We start from the raw sequence: 22,839 nt of genomic DNA on the forward strand, positions 1-22,839 counted from the left end.
GGATCAGGATCTCTTGGTCCAGACGGCCCAGAAGCTGCCGTCCATGCACTGCGGAACCCTCGGCGAAGACCAGGTGCCGTGCCCCCGCATAGGCCTCGAGCTGCGCGCGCAGCGGCAGGCGTCGCGCGGTCCGTCCAAGGGCCGACGATGGCGCCGCGGCCATGACCATTCTGCGCCGCTCGCGACGCCAGCGCCCTTAGGCGACCGACGGCAACCTCGACGGATGTGACCTGCAGCTCGAGCAGGCTGTGCTGGTGAGCGCCTGCAACACATGATGGTCACGTATCGCGGTCACTAAAAAGCCCGGCGCGAGGGCCGGGCTTTCTGGACGGAATGTCGGATCGTCAATCGACGGCTGCCCTGTTGACGCCGCCTTCGGCGATTTGGGTCATCGTCTGGTCGCCGTGACGCGTGTGGTCCAGGCATTCCTGCAGGGCGGCACCGTCGCCGTCGTGACCCAAGCGGTTGGCGAAGCTGCGCACGCAGCCATAGCCCGCGATCGCATAGTGGGTCAGCCGCTGGTACTGCGTGATGATCGCCGCGTCGCGGGTGTCGTCATCGCCGAACTGCGTGTCGATGGCGTGCTTGCGGGCCTCGGCGACGATGCCTTCCATGCCCTTGCAGTGCTCTCCGGTCGGGTCGACGCCGTGGCGGTTGCACAACTCGGAGATGGTCTCCATGCCGCGCTCGATGCCTTGGTTGCCGGCGATCAGCGCCTCGGACAGTTCTTTCGATTTGGCGGCCCGGCCCATTTCGGTCACGATGGGCTGGGACTGCTTGCAGGCCGAATAGAGGTCCTTCAGCTGGTCGAGATAGAGGTCGTGGAGCGAATTGACGGTCATGTCTGCGCCTTTCTGTGATCGATCAAGAATCTGCGGCACAACGCGCGGCGGCGGTCGATGTTCCAGACGATTGGCGGTCATGGAGCGCTTGACTCTGGGTGCGTGCCGGGTCAGCACTGCAGGCCGCATATCCCCGTCCCGATCGCAAGAGGCCGCACCATGTTCGCCTGGTTCGAACGGCGCATCGACCCCTATCCGGACCAGACGCCGCAGATGCCGCCGCGGTCCTTCTGGCGCTTCGTCCTGCACTACAGCCGCGGCTCTTTGCCTTGGCTGGTGGCGCTTGCCGTGGGTTCCGGCGCCATCGCCATCATCGAGGTCCTGCTGTTCGGCTGGCTGGGAGAGCTGATCGACAGGCTGGCCGACACGCCGCCTGATGTCTTCTGGGGGCAGGAGGGGCGGCGCATCGCGATGATGGCGGTGGTGCTGCTGGTCGCGATGCCGGTGCTGAACCTGCTCAGCACGCTGATCCTGCACCAATCGCTGATGGGCAACTTTCCGCAGCGCATCCGCTGGCAGGCGCACCGCTATCTGCTGCGCCAGTCCGTGGGCTATTTCCAGGACGAGTTCGCCGGCCGCATCGCGCAACGCCTGATGCAGACCGCGCTGGCCGTCCGCGAGGTTGCCATGAAGATCATGGATGTCGGCAGCTATGTCCTGATCTACTTCCTGGGTGCGCTGATGCTGGCGGCCAGCCAGGACTGGCGCCTGGCGCTGCCGTTCCTGCTGTGGGCGCTGGCCTACGGGGTGATGCTGTGGCAGATCGTGCCCAAGCTGGGGCGCGTCGCGCAGGCGCAGGCCGATGCCCGCAGCTTGATGACGGGGCGCATCGTCGACAGCTATACCAACATCGCGACGGTGAAGCTGTTTTCCCATTCCGACCGAGAGGAACGGTGGATGCGCGAAGGCATGGACGGGTTCCTGCGGACCGTCTATGCGCAGATGCGCCTGTCCAGCACGCAGGACGTGGTGCTGAACCTGATCAACGTCTGGCTTCTGGGCTCGGTCGCGGGACTGGGGCTGTGGCTGTGGTCGCAGGGGCAGGTCGCGGTCGGCGCGGTGGCCATAGCGGTGCCGCTGGCCATGCGGCTGAACAGCATGTCCCACTGGATCATGTGGGAATTCGCCGCGCTGTTCGAGAACATCGGCACGGTCCGCGACGGCATCACCAGCCTGGCCCTGCCGCGCCAGGTCCGCGACGCTCCGGGCGCCGTCCCGCTGCGCCCCGGTGCCGGAGAGGTGCGGTTCGAGAACGTGACCTTCCGCTATGCCGGCGTCGAGGGGGCCGAGCCGATGGCGGTGCTGGACAACCTGACGCTGCACCTGCGCCCCGGCGAGCGGGTGGGCCTGGTCGGGCGGTCAGGCGCCGGCAAGTCGACGCTGATCAACCTGCTGCTTCGGTTCCACGACATAGACGGCGGGCGCATCACCATCGATGGCCAAGACGTGTCGCTGGTCACGCAGGACAGCCTGCGGGCGGCCATCGGGGTGGTGACGCAGGACAGCTCTCTGCTGCACCGGTCGGTGCGCGAGAACATTTCCTATGGCCGCCCTGACGCCTCCGAGGAGGAGATCCAAGCCGCGCTTCGTACCGCCGAGGCCGAGGGCTTCGTGCCGGATCTGTCGGACAGTCATGGCCGCAAGGGGCTGGACGCGCATGTCGGCGAACGCGGCGTGAAGCTGTCGGGCGGGCAGCGGCAGCGGATCGCGATCGCGCGGGTGGCGCTGAAGGACGCGCCGATCCTGATCCTGGACGAGGCGACCAGCGCCCTGGACAGCGAGGTCGAGGCCGCGATCCAGTCTCGGCTCGAGGTGCTGATGCAGGGAAAGACGGTCATCGCCATTGCGCACCGCCTGTCGACCATCGCGGCCATGGACCGGCTGGTGGTCATGGATCGCGGCCGGATCGTCGAGCAGGGCAGCCATGCGGAACTGCTGGCCCGCGGCGGCATCTATGCGCGGCTGTGGCAGCGCCAGTCCGGCGGCTTCCTCAGTGCGGACGAGGCCGTGCCGGCCTGACCGGGCGGCCTCAGCGCACCAGGGCGGCCTTGGCGGCGCCGATGACGGCCGTGGTCAGCCCCTGCAGACGCTCGGTGGCCATGCGGCTGATCTGCCAGAACAGCGGCACGTCCAAGGGCGTCTCCGGCACCAGCTCGACCAGCGCCCCTGACGCCAGGTGATCCTCGACCAGGGATGCGGGGTTCAGGCCCCAGCCCAGCCCCGCGCGACAGGCATCCACGAACCCCTGGGTCGAGGGGAGGGAGTGGCAGGGCAGTCCGACCGGCTGTCCGAAGACCTGCCGCACCCAGCTTTGCTGCAGGTCGTCCTTCTGGTTGAAGCGCAAAGCCGGCGCCCTGTCCAGCGCGGCCAGGGTGACTCCATCGTCGAAGTGCCGGCGCATGTATCCTGGGCTTGCCGTCGCGCGATAGCGTTGGCTGCCAAGCCGCATGACGCCGCACCCCTGCACCGGCCGTTCCAGCGAGGTGACGGCAGCCAGGACACGCCCCTGCCGCAGCCAGTCTGCAGTGTGCTGTTCGTCGTCGATCGCGATGTTCAGCAAGTGGTCCGACTGTTTTGCGAAGGTCGCCACCGCGGGCAGGAACCATGTGGCCAGGCTGTCGGCATTCGTCGCCACCTCCAGCGTCACGCGGGGGCCGCCATCCGGTCCGGCCGCGCCAGGCAAATGCTCCAGCAGCGCCTCCTCCAGCATGGCGACATTTTCCATGTGACGGCAGAGCCAGGCGCCCGCCTCGGTGGCGAGGCAGGGCTGCCCGCGCTGGATCAGCACGGCCCCCAGCCTCTCCTCGAGGTTCCTGACCCGCTGAGAGATGGCCGAGGGCGTGACGTTCAGCGCCCGCGCCGCGCCTTCAAAGCTGCCGGTCTGCACGATCATCGCGACAGCGCGCGCCCCCGCGTAATCCAGCATGAACAGTTTCCCTTATGCCGCGTTAGAAGATCAAGTTTTCCTAATGCGGACGGGTGCGCTAGATCAAGCGTCACCTGAACGGGAACCGCGGATGAACCCTGGCGTCTACATGACCGGCATGATGACCGGCCTCAGCCTGATCCTGGCGATCGGTGCGCAGAATGCCTTCGTGCTGCGGCAGGGGCTGCGGGGCCAGCATGTTCTGGCCGTCTGCCTGGCCTGCGCGCTGTCGGATGCAATCCTGATCGTGCTGGGCGTGACCAGCTTCGGCCGTGTGGCGGTCTGGCTTCCGTGGTTGTCGCCCGTGATGCGCCTCGCGGGGGCGGCGTTCCTGATCTGGTACGGAGCGCTGAGCATGCGCGCGGCGCTGCACTCTGACAATGCGCTGGTGATCGGCAACGGCAGCTCCGCAGGACTGCGGCGGACGCTGCTGGCGTGCCTGGCCATCACCTGGCTGAACCCGCATGTCTATCTTGATACGGTTGTGCTGCTGGGGACGATCTCGACAAGGTTCGCCCCTGACACGGCGTCCTTCGCCGCGGGGGCCGTCAGCGGGTCGTTCCTCTTCTTCTTCTCGCTCGGCTATGGTGCCGCGCGGCTGCGGCCGGTCTTCGCGCGTCCGTCGTCCTGGCGGGTGCTCGAAGCCGTCGTGGCGGTCGTCATGTGGACCATTGCCGCCAAGCTGATCCTGGCGGACTGACCGCCGGCGGGTCCGCCAATGAAAAGGCCCCGGACGATGCCTGACACATCCCGGCCCTTAGGACACCGCCCGCCCCGTGAAACGGGGCGGGCTTTCGACATTTTCCTTTACCCTGCAAGCCGGCTCCAGATCGGCGTGCCGTAGAGCAGCCACGGTTTGTAGAGGACCCTGTGAAGGTCCGGTGCCTTGCAGGGTGTCGCACTTCCGGCTCGGCCCTGAAGTCCAAGCCGCATCGCCGGAGTCTGCTTGATTGATACGCGCTTTCTCTGCTTCGGGATCGTGATCCGGTCGGACGAGCCTGGGACGCGCTTGGCCACTGTTCCTGGCGGCACTGCTTGGGTGGCGTCGTTTTCGTTCAGCTCCGAGACGTAAGAGCGCGGGTCGAACCAGTTGTAGTAGATGCGGTAGATGTTGAGCACGGCGATCAAGACCCGCGGGTTGTAGGCAGCGCCGCTGACGAAGCTGGGTCCGCTTTGCGTTGATCTGCCGCCAGCGCGCCCGGCGAAGGCAAGGCGCGTGCGAAGCGCGTTGAAGAACGTGCTGGTGGCTTGAAGCGTCGCTCGAAGGGTGCGGCGCGCCAGGGCTGCGCGAAGATCTGGCTCGGTCGGATCAGCATCGAACGGAAGCGGACGCAGGCGCGAACGATATTGGGGCGAAAGGATCGGGAACCCCACGATCTTCTGTGTCTCGCCAGCGATCTCGGCCGGCGATTTGATCCATAGCTGAGAGAACGCACGCGACTCGAAGGTAGCACCGTGCGCTGGCCCGCATTTGCCGCCGCGCGTGCTGGATAGGCGTTGTTGCAGAACTCCAGCCTACAGCGGGATTCACGTGGGCTGGCTGGTAGGGTAAGCGTGTATGCATGAGCAACCCTGAGGCTGTACGCTACCGCACGACGAACTGGAAGTCCTACAATGACGCGCTGAGGCGGCGCGGCTCGCTGCTGATCTGGCTGGACAAGGACATGGGTGGCTGGCGGACAGGGCGGGACGACCTGGCCGTCCGCCGGTGTTCTCCGATGCGGCCATCCAGTTCTGCCTGATGGTGAAGGTGCTCTTCGGCCTGCCGCTGCGGCAAAGCACAGGGATGGTGGCCAGCATCCTGGAGATGGCAGGGCTGGACCGGCCGGTGCCGGACTTCTCCACCTTGAGCCGCAGGCAGAAGATCCTTTCTGTGCAGATCCCCCACCGCCGCGCGCCAGGCTCTCTGAACCTGCTGGTCGACAATGAGGCGCAAGCGCCATCGGTCCGAGCGCCGCGCCGAATGGCATCAAGTTTCTGGGGGTGAAGAGGGACCGTGGCCCCAGTGGGGCCGCGCAAGCCCGATGAACGCGAATGGCAGACCCGCAAGCACGGCACCCACCGCAGGCGCCAATACCGCAAGGTCCATCTGGCCATGGACACAGCCACCGGTGACATCCGAGGTGGAGAATTCACCTCAGGCCGTGAAGGTGACAGCCCGGTTCTGCCTGACCTGCTGGATCAGATCCCGCCGGATGAACGGATCGGCACCGTGACCGGCGACGGTGCCTTCGACACCCGGCGTTGCCACACCGCAATCGTGGATCGCGGCGGCACCGCCGACATACCCATCCGCAGGAACGGACGCCTGTGGAAGGAGGACTGTCCTGCCGCGCTTGCCATTGTCCTCGGACCGATGGCGGACATTGTCTCGCCCCGCAACGACATCTTGCGGACGAGCAAACGCTTCGGGCGAGCCAACTGGAAGCACTGGTCCGGCTATCACGTCCGAAGTCGGATCGAGGCAAAGATGCGCTCGCAGGTTCGCTAGAACCGGTGGCGCTGAACCTGCTCGACCTCAAGTCCTTCGGCGAACAGATCGCCTCGCGAGACCCGGACAGACAAACGGCCGAAGTTCATATCCGCATTGCGCTCATGAACCGCTTCAACGCACTCGGCACCGCCGAGATCGAGCGCGTGGCCTGAGCTTTAACGAGGTAAGGGAAGTCCTGCTTCAACGCCGAGTTCTGCAACAATGCCTGCTGGATGTCGCAGGCGTCATGCTGTGCTCGACGAAGAGTTCGAGCATTTCCCCGTCGGACACAACCTGGCCCGTGTAGGACTGCCGGAACTGCTCAAAGTTGCTGCGGAACACGCCCACCCGGTGCTGAACCTTTGGCTTCGTCGCCTCCTTGTCAAAGGCGATGGCCAGCCACTCGAAGCGGTCCGCAAGGATTTCGTCGCGGAAGATGTGCGGCGCGGTTCGGGCGATGAGGGCTTCCTGTTCCGACACCAGGGTCATCTTCCCCACAGGAAGCATCTCCTTCAGCAGCGCCAGATGCGCTGCCTTTGTATAGGCGTCGCGCGTCATGATGCCGGTGAAGGTGTTTCGGCTGTCGCATCGCTGCTCGGACAGCCCGAACCAGCCCTCCCCAACGAGTTCAGCCGCGTCGGCGAAACACCGTGCTTCCGTTACAACCTGCTGGACATCCGGCGGCAGGGCGGCCTCGCCGAAGGCGTCCTCCGCCTGCACCGCGAACAAGCGCAGGCTCGACTGGCAGGCACCGAAGAACGCGGCCTCGTCGAAGCGCCCCGTTGGGCGCTGGTAATGCAGGAGCGGAGCGACGAAGCGCTGTGTCGCGTTCTGATACTGCCCGTGCAGGTTCATCGGGTTCCGGTTTCCATCGAGGCAGGCGTCCTTGAATGCTGCGACCGGACCGACGCGAGGGTCTAAATCTACATCGAGGCGGAAGATATACCTACTCTCGATGTCCGTCGAGGCCGTGCAGTTCAGGGCGGTGATTCGCCGATCAGCGGAAGTTTCCCAGTTGATGCCGAGCACGATGTCATCATGCGCCACGCGCGTGTGATAGAACATGCCTCGGCGCTCCAGGTTCTTCCGCCACTTCCCGAGTTGGGCCCGCTCGAACGCAAGAAGTGTCCGCTCCAACCAGAAGATCCGGTCGTAGATCCTGGACATGCCGGCGCGCTCGCCGATTCTGGGGCAAGTCAGGACCCGCTGGATGCTATTGATCGACGCTCCGGTCACCAGCATCTTCAGGATCTTGATGTTGTCCTCTCGATCGCGCTGTTCCTGGTGATCCTTCGAGACGGTGAAGCGAGCGCCTTTTCGGCTCCTGCACGGCTTGTGTATCACGCGAATCCCGAGTGGACGCGCGGTCTTCGGGTCCTTCCCGTTGGCTCCGTTCAGAGCAAACTCCTCTGGTGCGTCGAAATATCGTCTTCCACATGCCCCGCATCTGGGACCATCGAGGGCACCGTTGTTGTCCCTGAGCCGCTCGACTTCATCCAGAAAATGCTAGTTGGAATAGAGGGTAAAACCGACCTTGCACTGAGACACAGTGAGCTTCGGCAGAGTCTGGACCTGCAAGTTGCCTCGCGTCTTGATCATTGCGTAGCTCCATAGATTGGCCGTTCTCGCCAGTTACGAAGCGGAATAATCCGAAATCCCGAAAAAAGTGTTTCCAGGCGCAGCTGCGCGCCACCTCTCGCGCAAGTTGTGCCGGAGCGGCCTCCATAATGCCGTTAAACAACAAGGGCCTGCCGGATCATCTCCGGCAGGCCCCTGCCTCGTGTCCTAAAGGACGGAATGTGGCAGACGATGCCGGGGCCTTCCTCGTTCAATCAACGGGCGTCAGCGCGCCAGCAGGTCAGTGATGCGGCGGACCGAGGCGCGGCGGTTTTCGCGGATGTCGCCCTCGGCGCGGACGCGCGGGAACTGCTCGCCATAGCCCTGGGTGACCAGGTTCTCTGGCGGGACGTCGAAATACTCGGTCAGTGCCAGCGCGACGGATTCGGCGCGACGGTCGGACAGCGCCAGGTTCGCCGCGTCGGACCCCACGGTGTCGGTATGGCCCTCGATCATGAAGATCTCTTGCGGGTTCTCGGCGATGACGTCACGGATGGCCGCGCCAAGCGACTGCAGCTGTTCCGCCTGGTTCGGCCGGATCGCCGCCGACCCGGTATCGAAGGTGATCGCGTCTATGTTGACCGGTGCCACCAGCGCGCGGACCTCGGGGATATTGCGGATCTGCGAGAGGGTGAAGCGGCGGTCGAAGTCGGCCTCGCGCTGCAGGGCCTCGCGGAGCGCGGCCTCGTCCAGCGTCGTGCCGTTGTTCTGGACAGGCGCGGGCGCGGGAAGCTGGCTGACGTCGACCGGCTGCACGTCGGCGGTCTCATCGATCAGTTGCGTGGTCTGACCGTCGGGCGACACCAGCGTACGGCGCAGCACGCGCAGGTCCGCGTCGCGGATGGTGACGACGCGGCTGCCATCCTCGCGCGTGACGATCGTGCGCGACGAGCCGTCGTCGAAGTTCTCGGTCGTCACGGTCGCGCCTGGCTGGCGCAACAGGGCGACCTCATCCTTGATGACCTCCTGGCTGCCGTCGGAGCGCGTCACCACTACCCGGTCAGGCGTGCTCAGCGCCACTTGGCGGTTGTTGTTGAGGTAGGTGCCGACGGCCACCGCGCCCAGGCCCAGCAGCAGCGCGCGGGTCAGGTCGTTGTCGTCGTCATCCTCTTCGGCGCGGGCTTCGGGTTGCTGGCCGGTCGCTGCCGCCAGAGCGTCGCGCAGGTTGGTCGCGAACTCTTCCGAGGAGGAACGCGCGGTTTCCTCGGTCACCGTCTGCTCGGTGACCTCGCCCTGACCCTCGGCTGCGTCAAGCGCTGCGGCATTGACCGGCGCGCTGGCCTGGGCTGCCTCGCGCGAGGCCTCGGTCTCCGGCGTGTCCTCCTCTGCGGCGCGGCGCACCAGCTCGCCATTCTGGCCGACCCGGTACATCTGGACATCGACAGGAGCGAGGCGAAGTTCGCCCGCCTGGTTGGTCTCGACCACGACGCCACGGGGGGTCATGGCGCGGCCATTGTCGGCGCAGGGGAAGCTGCCGCCGCTGAGGCAGGTCAGCGACCCGGCCTGAAGGCCGCCCGAGAGCTCCTGCTGAAGCACGTTCGCAAGCCCTGGCATGACACCCGCACGGTCCGTCTGCACGCCGCCGGCAGCCAGCCGCAGACCGCCCTCTGCGGCAGCGGCGGCTTCGGTCGGCTGACCGGCCGGTTCCGCAGTTCCGGTGGCCGGCTGAGCCTGAGACTCCGCGGCGGCCGGCGCTTCTGCGGGGGCCGGTTCGGACGAGGCTGCATTGGACTCGGCCTCGCGCAGCGCCTCGGTCAGGTCCTGCGTTTCCTCCTCGACCTGCGCCTCGACGGGGGCTTCGGCCTGCGCGTCGTCCGCCTGCGGCTTGGCCGCGGTCTCCTCCTCCAGCAGGGCGTCGGTCAGGTCCTGGGTCTGTTCCTCGACCTGCGTCTCGGCCTGTGCAGGGGCGGCTGCGTTCGAAGGCGCTTCGGCAGCAGCCGGCGCATCCGCGGCGGGGGCTGCATCAGCCTGCTCGGGCGCTGCGTCGGCCGGCGCAGCGGCACGTTCCGGCTTGGGCGCAGGGGCGCGTTCCGGCGCACCCGCCTGTGCAGGGGCATTGCCGTTTTGATCCTGGGCACCCGCTTGCGCCGCGGCATCGCCGTTCTGACCCTCGCCAGCGGCTTCGCCACCCGAGCCATCGGTCGAGGCCTGCGCCGCGGCGCCGCCGTCTTGACCGGTGCTGTCGGCTTCAGCAGCGGCCTCGCCGTTCTGACCATCGGCATTGGCCTCGGCTGCAGCATCGTCACTCTGCCCACTCGCGTCGGCTTGCGCAGCAGCTTCGCCATTCTGATTGCCGGCCTTGACGGGCGCAGCGGCGTTCTGACCGTCGGCGGGCTGCTCCTCGGCAGCCTCGGCCTCGTCGGCGGCCAGCGCGGCTTCCAGGTCTTCAACGGCCGCGGCGTCCCCGCCTTCGGCCTGACCGTTTGCCGGCATGTCCTCTGGCGCGGCGGCCTGTGCCAGCACGATGCCCCCAGGGGTGGGGGCCGCCTCGGTCTGGATCTGCTGCGCGGCCGCCAGATGCGGGGCCAGCAGCGACAGGCAGGCGGCAAGGGCGGTGGAGTTGTGGATGATCCGACGCATTGGTCGCTCCTTTGCGGATGATCTTTGGCTCTGGTTGACTGCATAACAGGCACTTGGCCCAACGGTTCCCCAAAAGGCCGTGACCTTTGCGTGAACAAGAGGCATGCGAAAGCGGCCGCACCCTTTCCGGGTACGGCCGCCATGCAGAACAGATTTGTCCGAGAGATCAGACGCCTTCGCCGACGAAGGCTTTCTCGACCACGAATTCGCGCGGGTCCGAATTTGCGCCCTCGTGGAGGCCGAACCCTTCCAGCACCGCCTTCACGTCGACGTTGAAAGCCAGGCTGCCGCAGATCATCGCGCGGTCGGTCTCGGGCGAGATCGGGGGCAGGTTCAGGTCCGTCAGCACCTTGCCAGAGGTCAGGTTGTCCGTGATCCGGCCCATGAAGGGGGACTGCTCACGCGTCGTCGTGGGATAATACAGCAGCCGCTTGGCGAAATCCTCGCCATACATCTCGGCCAGCAGCGGATCGTGGCGAAGGTTGTCGACCAGTTCAGCGCCATAGACCAGTTCTTCGGCGGTGCGGCAGGTATGCATCATCACGACCTGTTCATAGCGCTCGTAGGTCTCGGGGTCGCGCATCAGGCTGGCAAAAGGCGCGATGCCGGTGCCGGTGGCCAGGAACCACAGCCGCTTGCCGGGCAAGAGCGCGTCCAGAACCAGGGTGCCGACGGGCTTGGGACGCAGGATGATCTGGTCGCCGGGCTTGATGTGCTGCAGCCGAGAGGTCAGAGGCCCGTCCGGCACCTTGATGGAATAGAACTCCAGCTCGTCGTCCCAGTTGGGCGAGGCGATGGAATAGGCGCGCAGGATCGGCTTGCCGTTGTCGCCGGGCAAGCCGATCATCACGAATTCACCCGAGCGGAAGCGCAGCGAGGCCGGCCGGGTCACGCGGAAGGAAAACAGGCTGTCGGTCCAGTGCTTGACCTCGGTCACGGTCTGGGCATCGGGCAGGGTCTTGGCGGGGGCCTCGGTCACGGGCAGGTCCAGTGTCATGGCGAATTCCTGTCGGTTCTTATCGGAGAAGGCGGTTTGGCGAAAGGCCGGTTCACCCGGCCAGCTGCGCCCGATGGTCCCAGTCCTTCCAGTCTGCGCGGGCCAGCCACTGATCCTCGGGCTGGCGGGCGGCGATGTCGGCGGCGACTTGCACCTCGTCAAAGCCCACGCGGCGGGCCATGGCGTACTGGTCGGCAATCAGCCGGCCGCTGGCGCGCAGGCGGCCCTTGTAGCCGAGTTCCCGCAGGCGCCGCGCCAGCGAAAAGCCGCGACCGTCGCCAAAGGAGGGAAAGTCGATCGCGATCAGGTCGTGATGCATCCGGTCGGCCAAGGTCTTGGGATCGGTGTCGGGGGCCAGCGTGACGGGCGCTTCCTCGGTCACCGGGTGGAAGCCGTCGTCGCGGGCCAGGACGGGTTCGCTGTTCAACTGCTCGCTCATGCCGAGACCTTTCCGCGGACCATGCGCCCGCCAATGAAGTGGATGCCGCATTCGGATTTCTCCTGCCCGCGCCAGCGGCCCGAGCGGGGATCTTCCCCCGGTGCTACGGGCGAGGTGCAGGGCGCGCAGCCGATCGAGGGATAGCCCTGCGCCACCAGCGGATGCCGGGGCAGGGCGTTTTCGATCATATAGTCCTGCACGTCCTCGGGGCGCCAATGCGCCAGCGGGTTCACACGCAGACGCGCGGGCGGCTCGGGTTCGAAGAACTCCAACGCGGCGCGCTGGCCGTTCTGAAAGCGCTTGCGGCCGGTGATCCAGGCGTCATAGCCGGACAGCACGCGTTCCAGCGGCACCGTCTTGCGAAAGTCGCAGCAGGCGTCGGGGTTCGACTTGTGCAGCAAACCGTCCGGGTCGTGGGCCGCGATTTCCGCGTCGCTGGCGGTGATGACCTGCACATTGGTCAGGCCCAGCTTTGCCGCCACCTCACGCTGATAGGCCAGCGTTTCGGGGAACAGCATCTGCGTGTCGATGAACAGCACCGGAAGCCCCGGAGCCGCGCGGCTGATCATGTGCAGCAGGACCACGGATTCGGCGCCGAAGGACGACACCAGCGCCACCCGCCCCAGGTCGGGGTCCGTGACGGCGCGGCGCAGAACCTCGGTCGCGGCGTGGTGGCGATAGCGGTCGTTCAACCGCCCCGCGCGAGTATCCAGGTTGCCGTCAAGCATCGGCGGCCACGGGATAGAGCGCGGCCTTGAAGGGCGCGGGGCCCAGGCGGCGATAGGCGTCGATGAAGCGTTCGGACGCGTCCTGCCGGACGTCCAGATAGGCGCACAGCAGGCGGTCTATGGCGGGCACGACCTCCTCGGCCGGGAAGCCCGCGCCGGCGCGTTCACCGATGGCGGGGATGTCATAGGCATCGCCGCCGAGCGTGATCTGATAGTTCTCGACCCCGGCCCGGTCCAGCCCCAGGATGCCGATATGGCCCAGATGGTGGTGGCCGCAGGCGTTGATGCAGCCCGAGATGCGGATGTTCAGGTTGCCGATCTCTTCCTCAAGGCCCACGGCGCGGAAGTGGTCAGCGATCTCTTCGGCGATGGGGATCGAACGGGCGGTGGCCAAGGCGCAGTAATCCATGCCGGGGCAGGCGATGATGTCGCTGGTCAGGCCAGCATTGGCGGTGGCCAGACCGGCTTCCTTCAGCTCGGCATAGAGCGCGGGCAGGTCCGACTTGTGGACATGCGGCAGCGCGACGTTCTGGTCGTGCATCACGCGCAGGTCGGCGTGACCGTAGCGCTCGGCCAGGTCGGCCAGCAGGCGCATCTGCGCGGCACTGGCGTCGCCGGGCGTCTGGCCGGGGGCCTTGAAGGTCACGATCACGCTGGCATAGCCGTCCACGCGGTGCTGGTGCAGGTTCGTGTCCGTCCAACTGCGGAAGGCCGGGTTCGCCTGACGCTCGACCTCGAAGCCGTCCACCGGAGCATTGCGGAACGAGGGCGCGCGGAAGCGGTCCTTGAAAATGCGAAGCGCTTCGCGGTCGGCGCCGTGAAATTCGCGGCGGCGGGCCAAGAACTCTTCCTCGATCTCGGCACGCATCACGTCCAGGCCGCGCTCGGCCACGGTGATCTTGATCCGGGCCTTGTACTTGTTGTCGCGGCGGCCGGACAGGTTATAGGTCGCGATGATCGCCTCGACGTAGGGAAGCAAGTCTTCCTCGGGCAGGAAGTCACGGACGACCTTGCCCAGCAGGGGCGTACGGCCCAAGCCGCCGCCGATCCAGACCTCGAAGCCGGTTTTGCCGCCCTGTTCGGTCATTCGCAGGCCAATGTCATGGGCGGCGATGACCGCGCGGTCCTTCTTGCCGCCGGAGATGGCGATCTTGAACTTGCGCGGCAGGAACTGGAACTCGGCATGGTCGGTGGACCAGCTGCGCAGGAGTTCCGCATAGGGGCGGGGGTCCGCGACCTCGTCGAAGGCGGCGCCGGCGAAGGCGTCGGTAGTGACGTTGCGGATCGTGTTGCCACTGGTCTGGATGGCATGCATGCCGACATCGGCCAGCGCGTCCAGCATGTCGGGGATGTCGACCAGCTTGGGCCAGTTGAACTGGATGTTCTGGCGGGTGGTCCAGTGGCCGTAGCCCTTGTCATAGGTCTGGGCCAGATGGGCCAAGGTGCGCATCTGGTCGGGGCTGATCGTGCCATAGGGGATCGCCACGCGCAGCATATAGGCATGGAGTTGCAGATAGACGCCATTCATCAGGCGCAGCGGCTTGAACTCGTCCTCGGTCAGGCTGCCGTCCAGGCGACGTTCGACCTGGGCGCGGAACTGGGCCGCGCGGTGGCGGACATAGTCGGTCTCGACAGGGCGGATGTCAAACATGGGCGGTCTCCGGGGTGTCGTTGGCCTGATCGGCCTGGATGCCGTGGAAATAGTTCGAAGGACCGCGCTGGCGGAAGGTTTCGCGGAAATGCGTGGGCTCGGGCCCGTTCGGGCCGCGTCTGGCCTCGACCAGATAGGGGCCGACAACCAGATTGGCTTGGCCGATCGCCTTCAGCAGCGCCAGTTCGGCGATGGCCTCGTCTTCATAGATCGTGGCTTTGCGGGGGTCAGGGGTCCAGCCGTCGTCGCACATCCAGACGTTATGCCCCTGGCGCAGGTCGTTCGCGGTGATGACGCCGGGCCGGGCCGCCGACAGGGTGAAGGCTTTGGACATGGTGCGGACCTCTTTCTTGCTGCTCTCTATATAGAATTTCGTTCTGGATTCTTGCGAGTGGTCGCGCGAAATAAGGATGATCCAAGGCGAGAGGTGCTTGATGACGGAACCTGTTTCCCCCGATGCCGGTGCAGGGCAAACGCCTGTCCGGCTGGACGAGGTGGACCGCAAAATCCTGTCCCTGCTGCAGATCGATGCCAGCCTGTCGCTGGACCAGATCGCCGAGCGGGTGGGGGCCTCGAAGACGCCGGTGTGGAACCGAATCCGCAAGCTGCGCGAGGCCGGCGTGATCCGCCGGCAGGTGGCGATCCTGGACCCAGACGCGTTGGGGCTGGAGGCCTGCTTCTTCGTCCTGATCCGGACCAGCGAGCATGACAAGGAGTGGGCCGCGCGGTTCCTGCGCGCGCTGCGCGAGCGGCCCGAGGTCGTGGAGGCGCACCGGCTGGCGGGCGACATCGACTATATCCTGAAGGTGCAGGTGAAGAACGCGCGCGCCTATGACCGGTTCTACCAGTCGCTGATCGGCGAGGTGAGGATCCACAACGTGACCGCGCTTCTGTCGATGGAGGAGATCAAGGCGTCGAGTGCGTTGCCGATTCCGGACGGAGGCGCCGGACGATGACATACGTGATCTGGCACAAACCGACCTGTTCGACGTCGCGCTTCGTCCTGGGGGCGCTGCGCGAGGCGGGGGCTGATGTCGTCGTGCGCGATTACGTGCGGGACCCTCCCGATGCGGCTGAACTGCGCCGCGTGCTGGGCCTGCTGGGGATGGGGCCGCGGGGGCTGTTGCGGCGGAAAGGGACGCCCCATGACGAGTTGGGTCTGGGCGATCCGGACCTGAGCGACGAGCAGTTGATCGCGGCCATGGCGGCGCATCCGCTGCTGATCGAGCGGCCGGTGGTGCTGGCGCCTGAGGGGGCGGTGCTGTGCCGGCCGAAGGAGAGGGTCTTCGAGGTTGTCCCAAGGTAAGGGCAATGGCCCCGATCGCGTCCCGCGGTGGCCGGGGGGAAGCCCCCCGGACCCCCTTCGGACGAACCGCGGGGGGCGGCGCGGGTCAGTCGTCCACGACGTTGAGGATCTTGGGAAGGGCGGGGCAGGGCAGCAGCTGGTTCCTGGCCACGTCGGCCAGCGTGTGGTTGTGCAGGAAGACGTAGACATGCGCCGAGAGGCTTTCCCAGAGCCGGTTGGACAGGGTCTGCGCCCTGGACCCCGAGACACCGCCCGAGGCGCCGGCGCCCACATGCATCGCGCTGACGGTTTCGTCCACGGCCTCGAGGATGTCGGCCACGCGGATCGTCTCGGGCAAGCGGGCAAGGCGATAGCCGCCGCCGGGGCCACGCACCGAGGCGACGAGGCCCGCCCGGCGCAGCCTGACGAACAGCTGTTCGAGATAGGGCAGCGAGATGTCCTGGCGTTTCGAGATCTCGGCCAGCGAGGTCAGCTCGTCGCCCTTGGCGATCGCCAGGTCGACCAGCGCGATGATGGCGTAGCGTCCCTTGGTGGACAGTTTCATGGCCTCGACCCCTCCCTTCGGCGACCCTGCCGGCGCGCCTTCCATTGACGCATGCCGCCGTGCCGCGCTATGCCCTGCCAGCACGTTTCTTGCCAACCTGGCCGCGGCTGCCCAGATAACCCTCTAGAAGCCGTGCGCGCACGCGTCAAGAAACCCGAAGCCCCGTGAAGGACAACCATGCCCGAGCTGATTTTCCCCGGCCCCGAAGGCCGTCTTGAAGGCCGTTACCATCCCCAGCCCGGCAAGCCCGACGCCCCCATCGCCATCGTGCTGCACCCGCACCCGCAATTCGGCGGGACGATGAACAATCGCGTCGTCTATAACCTGCATTACGCCTTCCACAAGATGGGCTTCACGGTGATGCGCTTCAACTTCCGGGGCGTGGGCCGCAGCCAGGGCGAGTTCGATCAGGGCATCGGAGAGCTGTCGGACGCGGCCTCGGCGCTGGATTACCTGCAGGCGATGAACCCCAACAGCAAGCATTGCTGGGTCGCTGGCTTCAGCTTCGGCGCCTGGATCGGAATGCAGCTGCTGATGCGCCGCCCCGAGATCACCGGCTTCATCAGCGTCGCGCCGCCGGCGAACATGTACGACTTCAGCTTCCTGGCGCCGTGCCCGTCCTCGGGGCTGATCGTGAACGGCACCGCCGACCGGGTGGCGCCCCCCAAGGACACGCATTCGCTGGTCGCCAAGCTGCGCGAGCAGAAGGGCATCACCATCACTCATGAAGAGATCGAGGGCGCGGATCACTTCTTCCGCGACGACGAGGCGCACATGAAGCCGATGATCGACATGGTCCAGGGCTATGTACGGCGCCGGCTGACCGAATCCTCTCGCTGAGGCGCAGATGGAGGACCGGCGGGACCTGGACCGGCGCATCGCCTTCCTGTGCGAGGCCGACCGGCTGAAGTCGGTCGATCGCGCCAACGTCCTGATGGACCTGTCGCGGCCAGAAAACAGCGCCGAGCACAGCTGGCACGTCGCGCTCTATGCCTTGGTCTTCGGCGCCAGCGACCGCGCCATTGCCATGATCCTGCTGCACGACCTGGTCGAGATCGACGTGGGCGACCAGCCGATCCACCTGGAGCACGACGCGGGAATCCTGGCCGCGGCCGAGGCTGCGGCCGCGCAGCGGATCTTCGGCCTGTCGCCCGATCGCGACCGGCTGCTGGCGCTGTGGACCGAGTTCGAGACCGGCCTCAGCCCTGACGCCCGGTTTGCCAAGCGAATGGACCATGTCCAGCCGCTCTTCCAGGTGCTGCAGAGCAACCGCCCGCTGCCCGATCACGTCGAGATCGTCAGGGCGAACATCGACCGCGGCCGAGCGGCGCGCCTGTCGCAGGAATGGCCCGAAGCGATCGCCGCCGCCCGCGCGATGCTGGCGGGCGACACGGCCGAGCCTGGCGAGCTGTCGCGCCGGCTGGCCTTCCTGGCCGAGGCGGACCAGCTGAAGTCCGTCTATCGCGCCAACACGCTGATCGACGGCTCGCGCCGCGAGAACAGCGCCGAGCACAGCTGGCACCTTGCGCTCTATGCGCTGATCCTGGGGGGCATGGCGGGTGCCGGCGTCAATCCCGCGCGGGTCATCCGGATGCTGCTGATCCACGACCTGGTCGAGATCGACGTGGGGGACGTCCCGCTGCATTCGGCGGCTGGGCAGGCCCACGGCTCGGCCGCGATTCAAAAGGCCGAGGCCATCGCCGCGCGGCGCATCTTCGGCCTTCTGCCGGACGCGCAGGCGCGCGACCTTCTGGCGCTTTGGTCCGAATTCGAGGCCGCGTCCACGCCAGACGCGATCTTTGCCAAGGCACTGGATCGGTGCCAGCCGGCGATCCAGAACCTGCAGTCTGGTGGCGCCGGATGGCGGGAATATCGCGTGACGTTCGACGACATCGCGACGCGGGTCGGCACGAAGGTGCATCTGGGGGCGCCGGACCTCTGGCGCTGGCTCGAGGTTGGGCTGCGATCACATTTCGGTTGATCGGCGCTGCTGGCCGGGTCAGGCGGCCCCATGCGATGGAACGGGATACGGGCTTGGGGGTTGTCACGCCATACACGGCCCATACGCAACCCGAGGAGGTTCCACATGACCTACAAGGCTTTCACGTCGCCTGTCGCCCTGACCGCAGCTGCCGTCCTGTCGCTGAGTTCCGCCGCATTCGGCCAGAACATGATCGCTGGACAAGAGATCCAGCAGGGCGACCTGGCCGCGGTCACCGCGCATTGCGAGATGCTTGCAGGCGAGACGCCGACCGCCGCGAACGCCGCTGACGGCAATGCCGGGAATATCGAGGCAGAGGACAACCTGCCGTCGGGCGACATGGCCGAGGCCACCCCGACCCCTTCGCCGATCCCTGCGGACGCAAACTCGGGCAACATCGACGCCGAGGACAACCTGCCCGATGGCGACCAGACGGACGTCATGGCGACTCCGGCTCCGGTCGAGGCTGACGGCAACTCGGGCAATATCGACGCCGAGGACAACATGGTGAACCTGAACCTTCAGGACCTGACGCTTCAGGACTGTCAGGAAGCCGGTTTCGGCGCCTGATCACCATCTGACCTGACGACACGGCCCCGGGACGCGATTCCGGGGCCTTCGTCATGCCACGCCCCTGTCGTTCGGCATGCCGTTGCATACAAACTTTCCATCCAGTGGATTTGCGGCTATAGGGGCAGGCGAAGCATATCCAACGCCCGAGGAGTATCACATGTCGAAGATCAAGGTCGCCAATCCCGTCGTCGAGCTCGACGGCGACGAGATGACGCGCATCATCTGGGACTTCATCAAGCAGAAGCTGATCCTGCCTTACCTGGACATCGACCTGAAATACTATGACTTGGGCATCGAGGAACGCGACCGCACCGACGACCAGATCACCGTCGACGCGGCCGAGGCGATCAAGCAGCACGGCGTCGGCGTCAAGTGCGCGACGATCACCCCGGACGAGGCGCGGGTCGAGGAATTCGGCCTGAAGAAGATGTGGCGCAGCCCGAACGGCACGATCCGCAACATCCTGGGCGGCGTCATCTTCCGCGAACCGATCATCTGCCAGAACGTCCCGCGCCTGGTTCCAGGCTGGACGCAGCCGATCATCGTCGGCCGCCACGCCTTCGGCGACCAGTACCGCGCCACCGACTTCCGCTTCCCCGGCAAGGGCAAGCTGACGATCAAGTTCGTGGGTGACGACGGCGAGACGATCGAGCACGAGGTCTTCCAGGCCCCGTCCTCGGGCGTGACCATGGCGATGTACAACCTGGACGATTCGATCCGTGACTTTGCGCGAGCGTCCATGAACTATGGCCTGTCGCGCGGCTATCCGGTCTATCTCTCGACCAAGAACACCATCCTCAAGGCCTATGACGGCCGCTTCAAGGACCTGTTCCAGGAAGTCTACGAGGCCGAGTTCGAGGACCAGTTCAAGAAGGCCGGCATCCATTACGAGCACCGCTTGATCGACGACATGGTCGCATCCGCGATGAAATGGTCGGGCGGCTATGTCTGGGCCTGCAAGAACTATGACGGCGACGTTCAGTCGGACACCGTCGCTCAGGGCTTCGGCAGCCTGGGCCTGATGACCTCGGTCCTGATGACGCCCGATGGGAAGATCGTCGAGTCCGAGGCCGCGCACGGCACCGTGACCCGTCACTATCGCGAACACCAGAAGGGCAATGCGACTTCGACCAACTCGATCGCGTCGATTTTTGCTTGGACCGGCGGTCTGAAGCACCGTGCCAAGCTGGACGACAACGCGGCCCTGCTGAACTTCGCCGAGACGCTGGAGAAGGTCACCGTGCAGGCGGTCGAGGATGGTCATATGACCAAGGACCTGGCGCTGCTGGTCGGGCCGGACCAGAAGTGGCTGACCACGATGGGCTATCTGGAAAAGGTCGACGAGTACCTGAACAAGGCTCTGAACTGACGTCAGGCGGGCACCGGCCCTGTGGGTCGGCCGGTCTTCGGCCGATCCCTTCTGAAACCGGCGCGATCCCCCGACCGGCAGGCGCCCGTCCTTGGCAAGGCCAATCTCGCTTTGTCATGCTGTCGGCCCGGTCGGCGCGGCTTGACCGCTCGACAGACCTTTCCCGCATCGATTGCGGAAGTTGCCGATGCCTTGCGGACTGATCGCGGCGTGGGCTGGCCCCTTTCTTTACGGCACGACCTGGAGTATCTGCACGGCATCCCCATGCAGGAGCCTTGCGATGAGAGCCGCCGTCGTCACCTTTCCCGGATCCAATTGCGACCGCGACCTTGCCGTCGCCCTGACACAGGCAGGCGCCGATGTCGTGCGCGTCTGGCACAAGGATCGCGAACTGCCCGAGGGGATCGACCTTGTCGGCGTGCCGGGGGGCTTTTCCTATGGCGATTATTTGCGCTGCGGCGCCATCGCGGCGCAGTCGCCGATCTCGGGGGCGGTGAAGGCGCATGCCGAACGCGGCGGCTATGTGCTGGGGATCTGCAACGGCTTCCAGGTGCTGACCGAGCTTGGGCTGCTGCCGGGGGCGCTGATGCGCAACGCCGGCCTGACCTTTGTCTGCCGGCAGGCGCCCCTGCGCGTCGCCACTGCCGACAGCGCGTTCACCCGGGGCTATGCCACCGGGCAGGACATCACCATTCCCGTGGCGCATCACGACGGCAACTTCCAGATCAGCCCCGAAGGGCTGGCCGAACTGCATGACCAGGACCGGATCGCCTTTACCTATGCCCCAGCCATCAACGGTTCGGTCGATGCGATCGCCGGCGTGCTGTCGGTCAATCGCCGCGTCCTGGGGATGATGCCGCACCCTGAACGGGCGGCCGATCCCGTGACCGGCCTGACCGACGGGCGCCCGCTGTTCACTGCCCTTGTGGACAGCCTCGCGCATGCCTGACTTGAGCCTGCGAAAGGTTCGCCCTAGATTGCGGCAGTCAATCAGGATGGGCGGATCTTTGCTTGGTCAGGGACGATGACATTGACGACATCGGGGGCGGGCGCGTCGCACGGCGGCGGCTGACGAACCCGTGGTGGCTGCGCGCCACCATCGCCCTGATCTTCCTGACGGCGCTGGCGACGATCTGGACGACGAATGCCTGGCTGACCGCGCGCTTCTCCGAAAACACGCGCGTCAGGTCGGAACTCCGGCTGGCGCTTTATACCGGCAACCTCATGTCCGAGCTGCAGCGCAATTCGGTCGTGCCGCTTCTGCTGGCGCGCGACCCGTCGCTGATCGAGGCGTTGAACGAAAACGACTTCTCGACCACCTCGGCGCGGCTGATGACCGCGCAGAAGGAAATCGGCGCGGCCTCGATCAGGCTTCTGGACGCCTCGGGGCGGGTGGTCGGATCGACAGACCGTTACCAGATCGGCACCAACAGCGTGGCCGCGCCTTTCTACGTCGAGGCGCTGCGGTCCCGCGACACCGTCTTCACGGTGTCTGAACTGGATTCCGGGGCGCATGAATTCGCCTATTCGCGCGCCATCGTGTCTGACGGCAAGACATTGGGCGTCATCGTCGTCGGCGCCGACCTGACCCGGCTGGAACGGTCCTGGGCCGGCATCTCGGATGCGGTGGCCGTCACCGACAGCGAGGGAACGATCATCCTGGCGACCGAGCCGCGATGGCGCGGCCTGACCCTGCCCGAGGCGCTGGCCGTGCGCTCGGCGCCCTCGGCGATCCAGCGGGCCTTCCAGGTGACGGCCGACTGGACCTCGACCATGGCGGATGCCTATGTCCAGGGCAGGGCGGTCATGCAGTCCGAGGCGCGCGTTCCCTTCCGCGGCTGGCAGATGATCAGCTTCACCGCCTACAGCAGCGTCCGCGAGCGCGTGAATGCGATCCTGGCGCTCCAGATCATGGGATTCGCAATCCTGCTGGCCGGGACCTTCTGGTTGCTGTCGCGGCGCGCCCGGATCCAGTCGCAAGCCTATATGCGGGAATCGGCGGACCTGCGGGCCCTGAACGCCCGCCTGACGCGCGAGATCGCGGAGCGTGAGCGCGTTCAGAAGGAACTTCGCGTGGCCGAACAGACCATGCAGCAGTCCAGCAAGTTGGCCGCCCTGGGCGAAATGTCAGCAGGCGTCAGCCACGAGCTGAACCAGCCCCTGGCCGCCATGAAGACCTATCTGGCGGGCGCGCGGCTTCTGCTGCAGCGCGCCCGCCCCGAGGAGGCGCTGTCGAGCTTTCAGCGGATCGACGACCTGATCGACCGCATGGGCGCGATCACGCGGCAGCTGAAGTCCTATGCCCGCAAGGGCGGCGAGGCGTTCGAGCCCGTGGACCTGCGCGCCGCCGTCAGCAGCGCCCTGACCATGATGGAGCCGCAGCTGCGCACCCGCCCCATCCGGGTGACCCGCCAGGTTCCGCGCGAACGGGTGATGGTGATGGCCGACCGCATCCGGCTGGAGCAGGTGCTGATCAACCTGCTGCGCAATGCCGTCGATGCCGTGAAGGACCGCCGCGATTCCTCGATCGAGATCACCGTCGAGGCCGGGGCTCACGCCTATGTGTCCGTTCGCGACAACGGTCCGGGTGTCTCTGATCTGGAAAAGCTGTTTGAACCCTTCTGGACCACGAAGAAGCCTGGCGAGGGGACCGGGCTGGGGCTGGCGATCTCGTCCACGATCGTCGCCGATCTTGGCGGTCGCCTGACCGCCCATAACGAAACCGAAGGCGGCGCCGTGTTCCGTGTGGAACTGCCGCTTCATCGTCCCGGCCAGCCGCGCCAGGCGCTGGCCGCCGAATGACGCAACAGAGG

At 66.3% G+C, this 22,839-nt stretch carries 21 protein-coding genes and 1 pseudogene; 11 read left to right on the top strand and 11 right to left on the bottom strand.

Annotated elements, in window-relative coordinates:
- Positions 1–344 precede the first annotated feature (344 nt).
- Entirely contained in the window at positions 345–842 is a 498-nt protein-coding gene (locus tag OC184_RS06980) for a ferritin-like domain-containing protein (RefSeq protein ID WP_265506463.1), read from the bottom strand.
- A gap of 159 nt (positions 843–1,001) precedes the next feature.
- Between OC184_RS06980 and OC184_RS06985 the strand changes: the two genes are divergently transcribed.
- Positions 1,002–2,861 (top strand): ABC transporter ATP-binding protein, encoded by a 1,860-nt coding sequence (locus OC184_RS06985; protein ID WP_265506464.1) that lies wholly within the window; start codon positions 1,002–1,004, stop codon positions 2,859–2,861.
- A gap of 10 nt (positions 2,862–2,871) precedes the next feature.
- Here the strand turns inward: OC184_RS06985 and OC184_RS06990 are convergent, their stop codons facing one another.
- Entirely contained in the window at positions 2,872–3,768 is an 897-nt protein-coding gene (locus tag OC184_RS06990) for a LysR family transcriptional regulator ArgP (protein ID WP_265506465.1), read from the bottom strand.
- 91 nt (positions 3,769–3,859) lie between these two features.
- Here OC184_RS06990 and OC184_RS06995 point away from each other — a divergent pair, with 91 nt between their 5' ends.
- Positions 3,860–4,468, top strand: coding sequence for a LysE/ArgO family amino acid transporter (locus tag OC184_RS06995; protein WP_265506467.1), 609 nt, complete (start codon positions 3,860–3,862; stop codon positions 4,466–4,468).
- 107 nt (positions 4,469–4,575) lie between these two features.
- Here the strand turns inward: OC184_RS06995 and OC184_RS07000 are convergent, their stop codons facing one another.
- Positions 4,576–5,142, bottom strand: coding sequence for a hypothetical protein (locus OC184_RS07000; RefSeq protein WP_265506468.1), 567 nt, complete (start codon positions 5,140–5,142; stop codon positions 4,576–4,578).
- Positions 5,143–5,330: 188 nt separating this feature from the next.
- Between OC184_RS07000 and OC184_RS07005 the strand changes: the two are divergent.
- A pseudogene (locus OC184_RS07005) lies at positions 5,331–6,414 on the top strand (IS5 family transposase).
- Positions 6,415–6,442: 28 nt separating this feature from the next.
- Here OC184_RS07005 and OC184_RS07010 read toward each other — a convergent pair.
- From OC184_RS07010 to OC184_RS07040, 7 genes are all read right to left on the bottom strand, one after another.
- The gene (locus OC184_RS07010) at positions 6,443–7,585 is read right to left on the bottom strand and encodes a hypothetical protein (protein WP_265506469.1); all 1,143 of its coding nucleotides are present in this window, start codon (positions 7,583–7,585) and stop codon (positions 6,443–6,445) included.
- A gap of 498 nt (positions 7,586–8,083) precedes the next feature.
- Complete coding sequence (locus OC184_RS07015; RefSeq protein ID WP_265506470.1) at positions 8,084–10,438, bottom strand: OmpA family protein; 2,355 nt, start codon at positions 10,436–10,438, stop codon at positions 8,084–8,086.
- Between the two features lie 166 nt (positions 10,439–10,604).
- A complete protein-coding gene (locus tag OC184_RS07020; RefSeq protein WP_265506471.1) occupies positions 10,605–11,435 on the bottom strand; it encodes a ferredoxin--NADP reductase in 831 nt (276 codons plus the stop codon).
- Positions 11,436–11,487: 52 nt separating this feature from the next.
- Complete coding sequence (locus OC184_RS07025; RefSeq protein ID WP_265506472.1) at positions 11,488–11,874, bottom strand: DUF934 domain-containing protein; 387 nt, start codon at positions 11,872–11,874, stop codon at positions 11,488–11,490.
- Positions 11,871–12,602 carry a phosphoadenylyl-sulfate reductase gene (locus tag OC184_RS07030; protein WP_265506473.1) on the bottom strand — a complete coding sequence of 244 codons (732 nt, stop codon included), beginning with the start codon at positions 12,600–12,602 and terminating at the stop codon, positions 11,871–11,873. Before OC184_RS07030 ends, OC184_RS07025 begins: the two co-directional genes overlap by 4 nt.
- The gene (locus OC184_RS07035; protein ID WP_265506475.1) at positions 12,595–14,253 is read right to left on the bottom strand and encodes a nitrite/sulfite reductase; all 1,659 of its coding nucleotides are present in this window, start codon (positions 14,251–14,253) and stop codon (positions 12,595–12,597) included. The genes OC184_RS07030 and OC184_RS07035 overlap by 8 nt, the downstream gene beginning before the upstream one ends.
- Complete coding sequence (locus tag OC184_RS07040) at positions 14,246–14,587, bottom strand: DUF2849 domain-containing protein (protein ID WP_265506476.1); 342 nt, start codon at positions 14,585–14,587, stop codon at positions 14,246–14,248. Before OC184_RS07040 ends, OC184_RS07035 begins: the two co-directional genes overlap by 8 nt.
- Before the next feature lie 100 nt (positions 14,588–14,687).
- Between OC184_RS07040 and OC184_RS07045 the strand changes: the two genes are divergently transcribed.
- Both OC184_RS07045 and arsC read left to right on the top strand, forming a co-directional pair.
- Positions 14,688–15,209 carry an Lrp/AsnC family transcriptional regulator gene (locus tag OC184_RS07045; RefSeq protein ID WP_265506477.1) on the top strand — a complete coding sequence of 174 codons (522 nt, stop codon included), beginning with the start codon at positions 14,688–14,690 and terminating at the stop codon, positions 15,207–15,209.
- On the top strand, positions 15,206–15,559 hold the full coding sequence (gene arsC, locus OC184_RS07050) for an arsenate reductase (glutaredoxin) (RefSeq protein WP_265506478.1): 354 nt from the start codon (positions 15,206–15,208) through the stop codon (positions 15,557–15,559). Before OC184_RS07045 ends, arsC begins: the two co-directional genes overlap by 4 nt.
- An 85-nt stretch (positions 15,560–15,644) precedes the next feature.
- Here the strand turns inward: arsC and iscR are convergent, their stop codons facing one another.
- On the bottom strand, positions 15,645–16,103 hold the full coding sequence (gene iscR, locus OC184_RS07055; protein ID WP_265506481.1) for a Fe-S cluster assembly transcriptional regulator IscR: 459 nt from the start codon (positions 16,101–16,103) through the stop codon (positions 15,645–15,647).
- A gap of 177 nt (positions 16,104–16,280) precedes the next feature.
- Here iscR and OC184_RS07060 point away from each other — a divergent pair, with 177 nt between their 5' ends.
- The 6 genes from OC184_RS07060 to OC184_RS07085 all read left to right on the top strand — a co-directional run bounded on the left by OC184_RS07060 (position 16,281) and on the right by OC184_RS07085 (position 22,828).
- On the top strand, positions 16,281–16,943 hold the full coding sequence (locus tag OC184_RS07060) for an alpha/beta hydrolase (protein ID WP_265506482.1): 663 nt from the start codon (positions 16,281–16,283) through the stop codon (positions 16,941–16,943).
- Positions 16,944–16,950: 7 nt separating this feature from the next.
- Positions 16,951–18,084 carry an HD domain-containing protein gene (locus OC184_RS07065; RefSeq protein WP_265506483.1) on the top strand — a complete coding sequence of 378 codons (1,134 nt, stop codon included), beginning with the start codon at positions 16,951–16,953 and terminating at the stop codon, positions 18,082–18,084.
- 105 nt (positions 18,085–18,189) lie between these two features.
- Positions 18,190–18,654 carry a hypothetical protein gene (locus tag OC184_RS07070; protein ID WP_265506484.1) on the top strand — a complete coding sequence of 155 codons (465 nt, stop codon included), beginning with the start codon at positions 18,190–18,192 and terminating at the stop codon, positions 18,652–18,654.
- A 160-nt stretch (positions 18,655–18,814) separates the two neighbouring features.
- Complete coding sequence (locus OC184_RS07075) at positions 18,815–20,026, top strand: NADP-dependent isocitrate dehydrogenase (RefSeq protein WP_265506485.1); 1,212 nt, start codon at positions 18,815–18,817, stop codon at positions 20,024–20,026.
- Positions 20,027–20,306: 280 nt separating this feature from the next.
- Complete coding sequence (purQ, locus tag OC184_RS07080; protein WP_265506486.1) at positions 20,307–20,975, top strand: phosphoribosylformylglycinamidine synthase subunit PurQ; 669 nt, start codon at positions 20,307–20,309, stop codon at positions 20,973–20,975.
- Positions 20,976–21,055: 80 nt separating this feature from the next.
- Positions 21,056–22,828, top strand: coding sequence for a sensor histidine kinase (locus OC184_RS07085; RefSeq protein WP_378926283.1), 1,773 nt, complete (start codon positions 21,056–21,058; stop codon positions 22,826–22,828).
- The last annotated feature ends 11 nt before the right edge of the window (positions 22,829–22,839 follow it).

This window comes from Paracoccus rhizosphaerae, assembly GCF_026162645.1.
GTDB lineage: Bacteria > Pseudomonadota > Alphaproteobacteria > Rhodobacterales > Rhodobacteraceae > Paracoccus > Paracoccus rhizosphaerae.

Coding starts and splice junctions, on each gene's coding strand:
- OC184_RS06980 (WP_265506463.1), bottom strand. CDS start 842: ATGACCGTCAATTCGCTCCACGACCTCTATCTCGACCAGCTGAAGGAC.
- OC184_RS06985 (WP_265506464.1), top strand. CDS start 1,002: ATGTTCGCCTGGTTCGAACGGCGCATCGACCCCTATCCGGACCAGACG.
- OC184_RS06990 (WP_265506465.1), bottom strand. CDS start 3,768: ATGCTGGATTACGCGGGGGCGCGCGCTGTCGCGATGATCGTGCAGACC.
- OC184_RS06995 (WP_265506467.1), top strand. CDS start 3,860: ATGAACCCTGGCGTCTACATGACCGGCATGATGACCGGCCTCAGCCTG.
- OC184_RS07015 (WP_265506470.1), bottom strand. CDS start 10,438: ATGCGTCGGATCATCCACAACTCCACCGCCCTTGCCGCCTGCCTGTCG.
- OC184_RS07020 (WP_265506471.1), bottom strand. CDS start 11,435: ATGACACTGGACCTGCCCGTGACCGAGGCCCCCGCCAAGACCCTGCCC.
- OC184_RS07025 (WP_265506472.1), bottom strand. CDS start 11,874: ATGAGCGAGCAGTTGAACAGCGAACCCGTCCTGGCCCGCGACGACGGC.
- OC184_RS07030 (WP_265506473.1), bottom strand. CDS start 12,602: ATGCTTGACGGCAACCTGGATACTCGCGCGGGGCGGTTGAACGACCGC.
- OC184_RS07035 (WP_265506475.1), bottom strand. CDS start 14,253: ATGTTTGACATCCGCCCTGTCGAGACCGACTATGTCCGCCACCGCGCG.
- OC184_RS07040 (WP_265506476.1), bottom strand. CDS start 14,587: ATGTCCAAAGCCTTCACCCTGTCGGCGGCCCGGCCCGGCGTCATCACC.
- OC184_RS07045 (WP_265506477.1), top strand. CDS start 14,688: ATGACGGAACCTGTTTCCCCCGATGCCGGTGCAGGGCAAACGCCTGTC.
- arsC (WP_265506478.1), top strand. CDS start 15,206: ATGACATACGTGATCTGGCACAAACCGACCTGTTCGACGTCGCGCTTC.
- iscR (WP_265506481.1), bottom strand. CDS start 16,103: ATGAAACTGTCCACCAAGGGACGCTACGCCATCATCGCGCTGGTCGAC.
- OC184_RS07060 (WP_265506482.1), top strand. CDS start 16,281: ATGCCCGAGCTGATTTTCCCCGGCCCCGAAGGCCGTCTTGAAGGCCGT.
- OC184_RS07065 (WP_265506483.1), top strand. CDS start 16,951: ATGGAGGACCGGCGGGACCTGGACCGGCGCATCGCCTTCCTGTGCGAG.
- OC184_RS07070 (WP_265506484.1), top strand. CDS start 18,190: ATGACCTACAAGGCTTTCACGTCGCCTGTCGCCCTGACCGCAGCTGCC.
- OC184_RS07075 (WP_265506485.1), top strand. CDS start 18,815: ATGTCGAAGATCAAGGTCGCCAATCCCGTCGTCGAGCTCGACGGCGAC.
- purQ (WP_265506486.1), top strand. CDS start 20,307: ATGAGAGCCGCCGTCGTCACCTTTCCCGGATCCAATTGCGACCGCGAC.